The sequence below is a fragment of the Bradyrhizobium manausense genome (assembly GCF_001440035.1).
Lineage (GTDB): Bacteria > Pseudomonadota > Alphaproteobacteria > Rhizobiales > Xanthobacteraceae > Bradyrhizobium > Bradyrhizobium manausense.
Genome location: NZ_LJYG01000032.1, coordinates 1 through 14,088, shown reverse-complemented (window position 1 = coordinate 14,088; position 14,088 = coordinate 1). Strand labels below are relative to the sequence as shown.

The 14,088-nt window shown below is 58.3% G+C and carries 7 protein-coding genes; 5 read left to right on the top strand and 2 right to left on the bottom strand.

Features of this window, described 5'->3' with window-relative positions:
• Window positions 1-552: 552 nt before the first annotated feature.
• Window positions 553-1,266, top strand: coding sequence for an ArdC-like ssDNA-binding domain-containing protein (locus tag AOQ71_RS47370; protein WP_245316765.1), 714 nt, complete (start codon window positions 553-555; stop codon window positions 1,264-1,266).
• On the top strand, window positions 1,208-3,070 hold the full coding sequence (locus tag AOQ71_RS07020) for an NEL-type E3 ubiquitin ligase domain-containing protein (protein ID WP_057743661.1): 1,863 nt from the start codon (window positions 1,208-1,210) through the stop codon (window positions 3,068-3,070). The genes AOQ71_RS47370 and AOQ71_RS07020 overlap by 59 nt, the downstream gene beginning before the upstream one ends.
• Before the next feature lie 647 nt (window positions 3,071-3,717).
• Here the strand turns inward: AOQ71_RS07020 and AOQ71_RS07015 are convergent.
• Window positions 3,718-5,106, bottom strand: coding sequence for a methyl-accepting chemotaxis protein (locus AOQ71_RS07015; RefSeq protein ID WP_083514015.1), 1,389 nt, complete (start codon window positions 5,104-5,106; stop codon window positions 3,718-3,720).
• Between the two features lie 1,894 nt (window positions 5,107-7,000).
• Here AOQ71_RS07015 and AOQ71_RS07010 point away from each other — a divergent pair.
• Both AOQ71_RS07010 and AOQ71_RS45880 read left to right on the top strand, forming a co-directional pair.
• Complete coding sequence (locus AOQ71_RS07010; RefSeq protein WP_157083412.1) at window positions 7,001-12,418, top strand: Ulp1 family isopeptidase; 5,418 nt, start codon at window positions 7,001-7,003, stop codon at window positions 12,416-12,418.
• A gap of 254 nt (window positions 12,419-12,672) precedes the next feature.
• Entirely contained in the window at window positions 12,673-12,909 is a 237-nt protein-coding gene (locus AOQ71_RS45880; RefSeq protein ID WP_057743652.1) for a hypothetical protein, read from the top strand.
• A 144-nt stretch (window positions 12,910-13,053) separates the two neighbouring features.
• Here AOQ71_RS45880 and AOQ71_RS45875 read toward each other — a convergent pair whose 3' ends face one another.
• Entirely contained in the window at window positions 13,054-13,281 is a 228-nt protein-coding gene (locus AOQ71_RS45875; protein WP_162268329.1) for a hypothetical protein, read from the bottom strand.
• On the opposite strand from AOQ71_RS45875, the gene AOQ71_RS06995 reads away from it, so the two are divergent.
• A partial coding sequence (locus AOQ71_RS06995; RefSeq protein ID WP_162268328.1) for a recombinase family protein occupies window positions 13,280-14,088 on the top strand: 809 nt, incomplete at its 3' end. The genes AOQ71_RS45875 and AOQ71_RS06995 overlap by 2 nt on opposite strands.

Sequence of the window (14,088 nt, the reverse complement as noted above, 5' to 3'; positions counted from 1 at the left end):
AGCCCTCCAGTCGAAAGATGATTCCGCTGTCGGACAATCTCGTCCGTTTGGGCTGGCGTCGTTCACGCGGAAGAGTCGTTATTGAGCTTAGATCGACATACCGCAGTGGCACATCGAAACACCAGACCCTTCCCTCCGCTAAGATCAGTTTGCGCAGTCAGGCATCAGGTTCTTCAACCGAAAGGTGTCGCCTCGCGGCTCGCGCGGCTCTGATCCTGGCCATCAATGCTTGCCCGAACTGCTTTGTTTCGGATCTGGTCACTCCAGCGAATGCTCTCCGTTTTGGACCGAAGCAGATCCGACGTCGCCGAATCGCGGCGCTATGCTGGCTCCCGCTGCGACCTTCTTTGCTACGCTCGGCGCGAGCTCGAGCGCCGTCGTTTGCAGGACGCCGAAGTTATTCTTGAGCTGGCGTGCAGCTTCGCTCTGTGGGGCTGCCGTCGTAGCCCGTTTTGCCTGGCAGAGCTTACTAGAGTGAGAGGGGAGCCTTCTGCCGTGACGGGTTTGTAGCCGCGAGAGAGTCTCGCCGGCGCCCGTTCTGGGAGAAACGCGATGTCAAAACGACATCCTCGCAACGGGACCGGCCAGAACCGGGCAGGCCTTTATGACGAAATTACCAATAGGATCATTGCCGAGCTCGAAGCCGGCCGTGTGCCTTGGGTGCAGCCGTGGGGAACGGCGGCGGCAGAGGCGCCGCTCGCGATACCAAACAACGCCGCGACCATACTTTGGGGCGCGGTCTTCGAGCGTGGCTTCGCCGGTCAGAGCTGGCTCACCTTCCGCCAGGCGATAGCGCTCGGCGGCCATGTGCGCAAGGGCGAGCGTGGTACGACAGTGGTCTATGCTGACCGCTTGGTGCCAAATGTTGAAAAGCAGCGAGCTACAGAGAGTGGCGAGGAAGCACTGGCAGTTCCGTTCCTGAAGCGCTTTACAGTCTGGAACGCCCGTACCACCAACAGGGTTATGCAGACCCGAGTTCGACAAGGAACAAGGCTCGTCAGCTTGTCGACAGGTATCCCTTTTAGGAGGAGAACATATCGAACTGGACTGAGGTCCGGCTTGGTCAACTCGGATCAATCAACCCATTCGAAAGCCGGGATTTGTGCGGACCTGCTTTTGCGTCTTGCTGCAAGTGCTCGGCCGGCGAATGAGCTTCAAGATTCACGCTCCGGCGTATTCCCTAATTTAGTACCGAAGAACGGCATCGATGAATTTAGAGCGGGCCCAGCTTGGTGCTGGCACTTCTTCCGAGGCTTCCGATTCTGAAAATTCAGAACCAGGCTCCCCGGCTGCGGCGCAGTGGGGTGAAGCCTTGACGGATGCGCTGCCGGGCGCGACGAATCCAGCCTCATCGCAGGATCAGGTCCTGGCGAGCTGGGCTGCCGAAGAGGCGCGGCACGCGGATGAGGATCGGCAACAGGCGGTCAGTCGGACGAGGGCTTGGCAGCAGGAGGGTGATCTCAACGAGACGCTGGATCTGTCGTCCCTGTCCCTGACTGCATTGCCCGTCCCCCTGCCGGCCGGGCTGCGTCGCCTGAATGTCGATAATAATCAGCTGACTAGCGTGACCGATAACCTTCCGGTCGGTCTCCAGCGGCTCTACGCTAGCAATAATCGGCTGGCCAGTCTGCCCGAGCTTCCAGCCGCGCTGCGGCGGCTCTACGCGATCAGTAACGGATTGACCAGCATGCCTGCAAATTTACCGCGTGGGCTCCGCCGCTTGAACGTCACCAACAACCAGCTGACGAATCTGCCGATCCTTCCGGCAGACCTTCGAGAGTTGGACGCCAGCGGCAATCGGCTAACCAGCCTGCCCGACCTTCCAGCCGAGCTCGAGCGTCTGAACGTCGACTACAATCAACTGGCCAATCTGCCCGAGCTCCCGGCCGGGCTCGAATGGCTCAGTGCTAACAACAACCAGCTGAGCAGTCTGCCCGCGTCGGTGCCGCCAGACCTCCTATGGCTCGGCGCCAGCAATAACCAGATTACCAGCGTGCCCGCGACCTTGATGACGCAGCTGGGTCGCGACTCCAGCGTTGACCTCGAGAATAATCCGCTGCCCGGGGCGGTGCAGACCAACCTCGCGACAACCATGCATTCGGGGGACTATGCTGGCCCGCAGATCTTTTTCTCAATGGCCGAGGGAGTGCTGGAGGTTGAGCCGCGGCCCCTGCATGAGGTCGTCGCGGATTGGCTTGAGGGGCAGGCGGATGCGGTGGTTGCCTGGCAGGGCTTCGCCCAAGAGCCGGGTGCCCAGGATTATGCTCGTTTTCTCGACAGGCTACGGGGCACTGTGAACTCTAGAAACGACTCCTTCCGACAAGCGGTGGTCGACGATCTGCAGCAGGCGGCGGCCAGGCCGCAATTGCGCGAGCAGTTTTTTCAGCTGGCTTTTGCAGCGAGCGAGAGTTGCGAGGACCGCATTACTTTGACCTGGAACGGCATGCGGACTGCGCGCCTGAACGCTGACGTTCAGGACGGCGCGTACGACGGACGCCTTGACGAACTGCTCCAACATGGCCGTGTCATGTTCCGCTTGGAGGCGCTAAACGAGATCGCGCGCGAGACGGTCAATTCGCTTCGCCGCGCCGACCCGGAGGCCGATATCGACGAGATAGAAGTCTATCTTGCATACCAGACCCAGCTGCGAGAGCCGCTGGAACTGCGGCACATCGCTCCGGATATGCGCTTCTTGAACGTCTCCCACGTCACCGAGGACGACATTGCCAGCGCCGAGATGTCGGTCCGCAGGCAAGAGGCGACGGGCTTCGCGGGCTATCTGGCTACGCGCTGGCAACCTTGGGAAAGCGTGGTGAGGCGCATCGCACCCCAAGAGGATGCAGCGATGCAGGAGCGGCTCGTCGATGCGATGGACGATGAGTTTCGAACTCGCTTGCAGCAACGGCTCGCCGACTATCACCTGACCGGCGACGACCCAGCATCCTCATCCACGCCCTGGCTGCACGATGCGGAGCGGCAGCTCGGACCGGGAATTCGCAATGAGATTGCTCGCGAGATCAAAACGGAGGTAATGCACAGGGTGCTCAGGGAGCGCGGCCTTAGTTTATAAAGTCCCGATTGCAAGGTCGCAATTTCTGCCTTTCCCTCAAACTCTCCCGATCCGATCCGCCGTCAAACGTGAGATGCGCCTTCTTCGAGAAGATTGAGGAAGTCGCTTTCATTTCGACGATGTGCGAAGCGTCGGAAAAAGCCGCGGCAGAGGCGGGCACCCTTGCCGCCAGCGGTAGCGCCTCGGTATCACTTGGGCGGCGGCCAGATGGACACGCGGCAGCGAAGGCAAAGACCTACCTGGCGCCATCACGACCACGAACTTGGTGGTCTGTTCTCAGATGCCGCCGGACAGCCCATCAGCCGTTGTGCGTTGATGACCCGCTCGGCTGGCCCGCTTACGAATATCGACCCTTCGAATACGCACCTGATATCTTTGACGATGAATGGACTGGAGCATCCGCTTTATCCACTCTCCAAAGTTTCGTTAGCCCATCGCACTGCGGACGATCTTGTCGGCACTGACAACGAACGAAATCTTCTCAGCCCATTGCCAATGGACGCCGATTTTCTTCGCCGGCCTGAAACCTAACCAGATGCGCGCCCCGCAACCCTTTTGGATTGCGGCCGATTTGCGGGATCAGAACATTGCGGCCTGACAGCAAACTGCTTTCCGATCGCGGCGGCGTCATGCATCCCGCCACCGCACTACGCCCGTATTTTGATCAAGAAGTCATTGACCTGTCCCTCCAACGAACCAAGATTCGTGCTCAGCTCTTGGACGTTATCAACGACCTGGCCGGCCGACGAGCCAGAGGCGCGCGATGCATCATTCAGTCGGTCAATATCTCGAGATGCCTCGCCCATATCCGAACTAATGAGTGTGATGCGCTTCGAGATGTCATTTGTGACAATCGATTGCGCTTCTATCTCAGCCGATATGCTCCTCGATATTTCGCGCATCTTGTCTATGATCCCAGCGATGTCAGCCATCGCCGCAGTCGTCAATCCCGTCCTTTCACGAATTGCAAGAATCTGAGCATCAACCTCGCTCGTCGCCTTTGCGGCCTGGGCCGCAAGATTCTTTACTTCGCTTGCCACCACTGCAAAACCTCTGCCCGCTTCCCCAGCTCGCGCGGCCTCAATCGTCGCGTTGAGCGCCAGCAAATTGGTCTGTGATGCTATTCCCTCGATGAGTTGGACGACGCTGCTGATCTTCGTAACCGACGCAACGAGCTCGTTGAGTGTTGCTTCAGCGTGCGCCGTCTTATCCCGTGCAGATTGCGAAATGTTCGCCGCTGTCGAGACCTGCCTCCTGATCTCAGAGATTGAAGCGGAGAATTCTTGGGCAGCTGACGCAACGGCGCTCGAGTTTTCCTCGGTCTTTTTCACGATCCCGGTCATGCCCTCAGTCCGAAGGCAAACATTGTCTGTCGACGATCTAATTGTCGACGAGACTGTTTGCATGTTCCTTATGGAGTTCGCCACAACATCGACAACCCGCGAGACGTCGTTCTCGAAATTGTTCGCAAGGCTCAACCTCTCCTCGCGCATGCGGACCAGATCAGTTATGTCCTGCCAACCGCTCACGACCATCGGGCGGCCTTCGAAGTTGGAAACAACAAGACTTGTTCTGACCGGAATGGAAGTCTGATCTTTGCGGCGAAGCCACCACTCGATTGCGACATGGCCTGCTTCCATTACCGCTTTATTGGTCTCTTCGAACATCTGCGCAACGCTCTTGCCGTTCGGCTGCGGATCAAGCGAAAGCGAGGCAAGTGCCAGCCCTCTCATTTCTTGTCTATTAGAAAAGCCAAGTATATGAGCTGCTGCATCGTTGCTCAGGACGCAGCTGTCGGCGTCGAAAACTACGATGCCGTCTTTAAGCGACTCAAACGCATTGATAGCCATCCTATCGTCCAAAGTTGGTTCTGCGGCCTTTGTTCGCTTCGATGTCGCGAACGAAAAAACCAGCATTAATCCACCAACGAGCAGCCCGCTCCAGAAGTGAATTGACAATACGTCTGTATTGGCAGCCACGGTTGCAGCCGGAACAGACAACACCAGCGCGAGATTAGATATTCGATTGTGCCACATCGGCGCCCCGACTGCGAATGACCCTAATGCAAGTGGCTATATCGATTCTCGATTAAAACTCTCTTTCAGAGAGAAACGGCCTGTCGGCGTATGACATGCTGACACACGCGCACACGCTTGCCGAAGTGGAGGACACGAAAACGCTTGGAATGCGATCAAATCGACGTTCGGCCAAGAATAAGTACTTCGTTTTCCGCAGTCGGCGCGTCGATACAAGACATATCTGTTGCTCGGGCGGCTCGACAAACGGAACATAAATGATACCCAGGAATCATCATTCGAACCGCGCGCACATACGAGAGTATGCTGACTTATACGTAGGTATGGTCGGAGCTAAGCGATTCATACATTCCCTGAAAAGAGTCGAGCCGTGAGACAAAACGGAGTGCGGCTGTCCGACCCGGCGTGTCCGTCCCCACAAAGTTCTTCATGTCGACGGCGGTGCGCAACTAGCCTGTTCGCAGAATTGAGTGCATTTGGCACAACGTGCCGTTCTCTTCGCTTCTTTTGGGGCGGGGCAAAACCAGTCTGTACCCGATCGTCGGCTTGCCCGAGCTCGCAAGAATGAGTTCAAGCGTAATGGGCGGTATGTACCACAATGCAAATGCGGTCGACTTACGTATTGCCCGAAAGAAAGGCCGCCAAATGGCGGCCCAAAAAAGTCAGACTTGGCACTAGGTCAAACGATTACGTCCAAAAAAAATAGCGCCGGGTAAAACAGACAACGATGCAAACCAGATGTCCGGTGCGGAAAACTACCTAGAATGGCAGGGGTTGCGGCCTCGGCCAGGCTGTGTGTCGAGCAGGTTCACGGGGAGCTGTAGGGCAGAAGACCGCGTGGCATTGGCTTGATAAAAGCTTGACGAATGCGGCGCTCATTGCGCGAGCTCGGCAGTGGCAATCGCACAACAAGGCTAGGCCGCCTTGTACGGCCGAGGTCAGTGTACCGCCGTTGCTGTCGTAGCACTTTCGAATCGCGATGATGCGAGAGAGAGTGCTTGTCAACCCGATTGCGAGCAGGTCGTTAGGAGCGGCGTCGTGTGGCTCTCCAGTCGGGCCGATCCGCGTTCAGAATTGCGTGCTATCCGCCAGGGCCATCTGATCCCGACCCTGCTCGTCCGTAAGCCTTAAGTCAGTGCTCGATCGGGGCTCGGTCGGCGGATCAGGACCGTCTCGTCATGCTCGCTCTGTGACGGGGCTGCGCCGCAAACGAGCCGAGTACGAAGGTATCGGTGGGACCACGAGGACCAAGCGTCAGAGTTCGGCTTTTTGTGCTCGCGCGTTGCGCTTCAGACCAGGTGTCGGGAATTAAACCAGACGAGATCGTCGTTGGCAAACCAAACGGCTAGAGATTTCCCACATGCCGTCGCTCTTTGAGCGCGTCCCAATTCGTCTAAGGATCGGAACGGCGCTTGCTTAACGACCGGGGGAGCCAACGTCTTCAGGTGCCGGCGGTCCAATATATTCGCCTGTAATGGGTCCGGGACATCGGTTCTTCAAAAACAGGGGCTGGTAACATGTCCGGCGCTGCCGCTGCGTTTCTGTGCTCTTCAAGCTCTATGATCGGCTCAAGCAAATGGTTCCGAAGCTCGGCGGCCGCACCTACGGCACAGGCCGGGCACGACCTGACGCTCGCCTCCTATGTCCGACGTACGCACGTCATCCTGCGCAGAACTCGGAGGAGCGTTGTCGTCAGGTTCCCGACAGCTATCGATCATAGCAGTCTCTAGGACGAAATCATTGCTGCGATCGCAATGCAAGAACGCTGGAGCGCGTGGCATGTTGGGGCGTTCACGCTAATTTTTGCTCGGCTCCGATGCAGTCGGCTCATTCCGTGACAAATCACAACCGACCCCAGGCTTCAAATTGGCCTATAATCCGAAAGTGAGAACGAGTGGAGTTCCCATCAACCAACTGGATGCGTCAACAATCGGGCAGTGCGGAGCCGCAAGAGAACTCACCGGCTCCGTCCGCGGCGGCCTTTGAGCAGCAGCTGAGCGAGATCGGCAATTCAGGCAGCCGGGCGCTGATGCCGTCGCCCATTCATCAGCTCGGCGCATCGCCATCGGAGGCTCAGCCCATCATGCAAGGGAGCGGGCCAGAAGGCGCGCCAGCATTGCAGAGTGCAGGCGGTGGAGCGATGGAGGCCGCCTCGGCGCTGGAGCGGAGTCAGTCAACTGGAGTTTTGGCAGGTGGTAGCAAGCGCCCCGTTTACCCCCAGGATGCTCTTATTATCTTGAGACTTGAGCCAGCTCTCATAAAAGGGGGAGCTGCGAAACGCACCGCAGGGAACAATGTAAGTAATCTTCTTACTTTGGACCGTTGGCTCTTTGAAAATAAGAAGGAGGCTATTGCTTCCCGGCTTGATGACGAGTCGCTGGCTGCTGATGTCGCCGAGTTCATAGGCAAGGGTGGTACCAAAAAGGTTCACAAGGCGCTAGACCATCTCCGCACCGCCGAGTTATCGGGCGGAGTCGTGCCGATCGCTGGCCTCGCCGAGTTGACTCCTTATCCCGAGGACGCAGCTCTCATCAAGGAGTACAAAAACGAAGAACGGACATCTACCGCCCGGAACTATTCAACTGCTCTTAGCAGGTTCAGCGCCTACCTGCGTGAAAAGAAAAAACGCAGCATTACGGGTCGGCTTTCCGATAAATCGCTAGACGAAGATATCCGCGCCTACAAGAAAGGGCCCGTTCGTGACCCGCAGATCGGGTCCGCACTGGCGCGTCTCCGAAAGTCCCGAGCGGGCGCCCAAGCGATAGAACTCGAGCGTCAGGTGCTGCCAGCTCCTTTGAAAGACGCGATCCTGATGGAGTCGCCATCCGTTGGGGGCGTCGCTGCGCAGCACAGCGCATCGGAGCTAGCCATCCAGTGGCCAGAGGTCCTTCGTGCGGAAGGGCACGATGGGGATCTAGCTTCGGGCACGACGGACGAAGCCAGCCCCTCGTCGTCTCCCGAGACAACCTCGCAAGACGGAGCATCGCCAGAGCAGACGCCGCTCATCATGCCAGGGAGTGCGCCAGAAGACACTCCAGCGTCTCATCGTGGAGACGGTGGAGCGATGTTGGGCGCCTCGGTGCTGCAGCCGCGCGAGTCAACTGGGGTTTACGTCGATGGCAGCATGCGCCCTCTTTATTCCGATGACGCATCCCTTATCGTGGGGCTTGAGGAGACCATCGTTGGGTCCAATGGAGAGCATCTTCTCAGCTTGGCTCGTTGGCTCTTTGCAAACAGCAGGCCCGGCATTGCTGCTCGGTTGCACGACGACTCACTCAGCCAGGATGTCGAAGAGTTCGAGAGGAGCTATGGTTCATCGTCCGTCGTTACGGCCTTAGCTCTTCTCAGGGCTCCTCGGTCGACGGAAGTAGCGCCGCCGCGCGTGAAACGCACTGTTCTGAATCCTTATCCCGATGATGCGGTGCTCATCAATCAATACAAAGCAGCGCCTGCGCAAGGGATCACTCAAGATACCGCCAAGAGCTACGCAACCCTTCTGGCCGACTTCAGTAACTATCTGCGGAACAAAATCAAGGCGGGCATTGCTGCTCGGCTCGCCAACCGGTCGCTGCATGAACTAGATAAGGATGTCGAGGGCTATAAAGACTCCGGCGGTAAACGGAAGATCCGTACCGCACTCGCTCATTTCCTAAAATCGCCGGCGGCCGCCCTAACGATGGGGCTTGAGCGCCAGCTTCCCTCCCGACCTGAACGTGCGGTCGTGACACAGCCGAGATTCGCTGGAGATGATGCTACACAGCACAGCGCATCGCTGGGAGCTGTCAGCGGGGCGGCGGTCCTTCCTACGGGGGGGCACGATCAGAATTTGTCTTGGGAGATGATGGACGAAGCGTCGTCGACGCTTGAGCCAACCGCGCAGCTCACTGCGTCACCACCGGCGACCCAGCCCATCATGCAGGCGAGCGCGCATGAATACACCCGCGCGTCGCAGGAACGCCGTGGGACGATGCCCGGGGCTTCCGCGCTGCAGCCGGGCCAGTCGCCTTGGGCTTTCGCAGGTCTGATCGGAGATCCTCTTTATTCCCGGGACGCGTACCTTATCGAAGAACTAAGACCAGCGCTCATCAAACGCGGCTTCAAACCCCGCAGCATCAGGGACAATGTCAATGCTCTTCTCAGATTGGGGCGTTGGCTCCTTAAAAACAACAAGCCGGAAATTGCTGCTCGGCTTAACCACGAGTCGCTGGATGAAGATACCAAGGCATTCGACAAGACTAAGAACCGGTCCATCCTTACGGCATTAGGTCATCTCCGGGTATCCAAGTTGGAAAGCAGAAGCAAGCCGATCGCAAGCCGCGCTGACTGGAATCCCTACGATGATGATGCGGCCCTTATTAAAGAATACAAAGCAACCGTCACCACGAACCGCAAAACTGCGAACAAATACGCAACCGCTCTTAGTAGCTTCAGTGAGTACCTTCGCAAGGGCAACAAACCGGGATTTGCTGCTCGGCTTTTTAATAAGTCGTTGGATGAAGATGTCACGAGCTATAGGAACGAGCCCGGCAGTAATCTGAAGATCCGTGCTGCTCTGTCTCACTTACGAGAATCGGCGGCAGGCGCCCGAGCAATCGAACTCGAGGGGCCGGCTGAGCAACCTGGCGCCGCGGCTGACGGTGACGAGTCCTTGGGTCCTTTCAACGGGCCCCGCGACAACAATCACCTTCTGGACGAGCTGATGGGTTGGAGCAATCTCTCTCCAAGCGAGGAAGTCCTCATCAACAATGAGCAAGACACCCCGGAGGTGAGACCAGCGGAGAGACTGGGTGCTTTGAAGAATTCGCAAGGCCTTCCCAGTGAGCACCAGCTCAGCGAGAGCGATAACTTAGACGGGCGTGTGCCGCAGGCCTCCGCGCACGACGTGGATGCAGCATTGCCTGAGGTGCGACCCACGATGCATGTAAGCGCGTACGAATACTCCACCCAATCGCATGCTGCAGGCGAGCGGATCGAGTTCCCCACCCGGTCGAAGGGACGTTCTCGTCGCGGACCCCTTGCTGACTTGGGGCCTAGCACGCGCCCAATTCATCCTGAGGATGCGTCTTTCATCTCAGGGCTTAAGGAAGCAATGGTTCTGGCAAATTACCGGGAGAGTACCGCAGATGCCAATGTACGTGCTCTTCGCAGGCTAAGCCATTGGCTCTTGCTCAGCGAGAAGCCGGCCATCAACGTTCGGCTTGAGGACAAATCGCTGGATCAGGATGCCGAGAAGTCCGGTGATCGCTTCATCGGTATAGCATTAGCTCATCTTCGGGAGTTCAAGTCGACCCGCGGAATTGCTCCAATCGCACAGCGAGTTAAGGGGACGGGGAAGTCCGCAGCGCAGCCCAGCGCCTCGCATGGGCCTTTCAGTTGGCCCGAGGAGCTCCCCCCGGGGGAGGACGATCAGGATGTTCCCGAGGAAGCCTTCAGCTGGCCAGAGGAGCTCGCTTGGGAGAGTAATCATCAGATGTCTCTCGAGCCATCGGCCCATGAGCGTCACGCGCCCGATCCCAGCGGGGCTTTTCACGCCTTGAACTGGGACCGTGAGCACCAGCAGGCGTCAGGTGAGCTGCTGCATGGACTTGACATCAACAATCTCCCACCAGGTGAGGAGGTGCTCATCAATTATGAGCAGAGAACGGTGGAGTTCACAGCAGCGAAGAGGCAGAGGATATTAAGTCCGCAACGTCTCGACACGATCTGGCAGTCGGCCGGGGCAGTTATGCCCAACGCAGGAGCGGTTGACGATTCTCTCTATCCCGGCGATGCGGATCTCATCAAGAAGTACAAAATGAAAGCTGCGACTGAGGGTACTTCAGGTACGGCTAACATCTATGCGTCCATGCTCAGCGAGTTCAGTCGCTACCTTCGCCGAAACAACAAGCACGGCATTGATGCCCAACTTAACGACCCGTCGCTCAATGAACTGGATCAAGATGCCAGGCTATATAAAGAGGCCGGAGGTTACAGAGCTATCAACGCAGCGGTGGCTCATCTCCGGAATGGAGCGAGCAAACGCATTCCCGCTCCTTTTTACGTTGCGGACGCGTCTCTTATTGCAGGACTCGAGCCCGTGCTCATCGACGCGGGGTATGAGGCGAACACGGCCAAGACCCAATATGTTCGTCCTCTTCGCAGATTCAGCCAGTGGCTATTTGCAAACAACAAGTCGGGACTCGCTGCTCGGCTCAACGAAGAGTCGATAGACAACGATGCAGCGGAATTCGAAAAAGGTCGGAAGAAGCGGGCCCTTCCTACGGCTCTAGATCGTCTCCGGAACTCCCAGTCCGAGGGCGGAATAGCATGGATCACAGTCCGCTTGAGAGACGTTGAGAGCGTCGCTCCGGAGCACAATTGGCCAGAGGAGCTTCCCCCGGAAGGTGACGATCAGGATCTGCTTGGGGAGATAGAGGAAGAAAGCCGGCCGTACGAGAGGACCACCTTTGAGCAGACACAGGAGGTAGAACAAGTTCGACGGTCGGAATCCAGGTCCAGCTCAACCTGGTCGCCACAGATGCCGTTTGACCTTGATTGGAGTCTTTGGCAGGCTTGGGAAACCGCGCCATCTTTGCCTATTGCGGCTCAATCGCCGTCCATACCGCACGAGCTGCGTGACGATGCTCACTATGCCCTTCCGCGCACGCCGCCCTCCGGTGCTCCGGCCGGAACTTGGGATCCGACAGCCTCGATCTACGGCTCCAGCGGGCGCGTGCTCGAGGACCTGGAATGGTTGGGCGATGAGCATATCCGGGCGGATTACGCACTCCTGGTGCAGGAGTTGCAGAGGGACAATCCGGATCTGGCGGCCCGGTCTCGATTCGTGGAGCCCGCGACAGCCCATCTGCTGCGAAGGACCCTGAACGAGGACGTCCTCCTGGAAAACCTGCAGGGAATCGTCAATGACCAGAATGGCAACGATACCGCCCGCTTCGTGTTTATGCCAGTAAATGACGATGAGGAGAATGGCGGCCGCCATTGGTCCTTGCTGCTCCTTGATCGCGGCGCGCCGGAAGGGCCGGTTGCCTATCACTACGACTCCGCCGGAGGACGCAATCACACCTATGCAGCAAAGCTCGCAGAAGTGCTGCATGCTCGCCTGGAGCAATCCCGAATGGCTCAGCAGCAGAACAGTTGCGATTGCGGCGTCTACGTGGTGGACGGCACGCGAGAGCTGGTTAGCCAATTGTCGCAAGGGCAACGGCCAGAGCTGCTAAACCTCGACAACCTCGTCGCGGATCGGCGGGCACTCCAATACCGTCTCAGAGCTAACCGCCGCACGGCCAATGGGCGCTCCCAATTCGCAATGTAAGGACAAAAACTTGGCACCCTTTCAAGCCGCGATGAGGAAGTTAGAAAGCGCGGCGAGACCATGTTGCATGGTTTAAGAGTTGTGACCTGCCACTGAGTATTTCCTCCAGAAGGAGTTAGAGTCCGGCCTGACTCTGGAGCGAGACCGAAGTTTGGACCACCCAGACCTAGAGTTTTGCGCCTCTGTCACGTTGGCGGGCTGGATGCGCCAAGGTGGGTTTGCAGCAAAATCGGCGGTCTGTTGCCGATCGCCCCATGGGGCCGCTCTTCGTTATACAACAAAGCTCAAGAACGCCCACAGGACCGTTCTTCGCGAGGTTCTTTATCGACATCATCCCTGGTTTGGTCGCCGAGTTTGCGTTCATGGAAGCGTCGAGAAGGCTGATGATGTCGCTTTCCGCTGCTCTCTTGATGGATCGCAAGCGGATCGATGGTTGGAGGTTCCGGCATGGATGTTCGATCGGGCAGCATGCCCTGACGCTGAGCCTTTGACGGCTCAGCCGTTTGTCAGCGTTGACGCACTTGCGGCGCTCTCTGCGCTTCTCGATCTGGCGTTGAAGGATCGAACGCCATCAGCTGCCCTGCTTTCTGGCGCATCCAGAGCCTCTCACGACCAGAATCCGGGAGAGACTCATGTCACGGCAGACGGCAGTGCCAGGGAGCGGATACCGACACAATCGACAACCGCGGCCGCAGCATCAGATGGATCTGTTCGGGAGTGGCCTGTCGAACGGCGCCATCGGCGCGCCCACATGGCTGGATCTGCCAGCAGAAGCGCGGGCAGCGCTCACGAGCCTGATGACGCAGTTGATCCTCGACCATGCTGCGATAACAGCGACGCCACGCGCGAAGGAGGTCGATCATGATCTCTGACAAGGTCAGGCCTCATCATCTGGAGCGCAAGGCGATTCTTTACGTGCGCCAGTCTTCGGCCCATCAGGTGTTGCACAATCGCGAGAGCAGCGCGCTGCAATACGCCATGCGAGACCGGCTGACGGCACTCGGGTGGTTAGAAATTGAGGTGATCGATGATGATCTCGGTCGTTCAGCCGCCGGCGGCATACAACGCGCCGGATTCGAGCGAATGGTGGCGGAGGTTTGCCTTGGCAAGGTTGGTGCGGTTGGCGCCCGCGAGGTCTCGCGCTTCGCCCGCAACAGCCGGGATTGGCAGCAACTCATCGAGATGTGCCGCGTGGTCGATACCGTTCTGGTCGATCAAGAGACCATCTATGCGCCAAGGCACGGCAACGACCGCCTGCTGCTCGGGCTCAAGGGCAGCCTCAACGAGTACGAGCTGGATCTGTTGCGCCAGCGCTCGCTCTCGGCCCGATACGAGAAGGCGCGCCGGGGCGAGCTGGTTGTGACAGCGCCCGTCGGCTTCGTGAAGGCCGGCGACCGTTATGAGAAAGACCCGGATCGGCGTGTCCAGGAAGCGATCAAGCTGGTGTTCGACAAGGTCGAGGAACTGGGAAGCGCGCGACAGGCGCTCTGCTGGCTCCACGAGTACAATCTCGATCTGCCGGTGAAGCAGACCAACGGCGACACGGCCTGGCGGCGACCAAACTACTCTGCCATCCACCGGATCATTGAGAACCCGGTCTACGGCGGCGCCTATGCCTATGGTAAGACAGCTGTGGCGGCGGGATACAGCACCGCGGGCGTGAGCGTGAA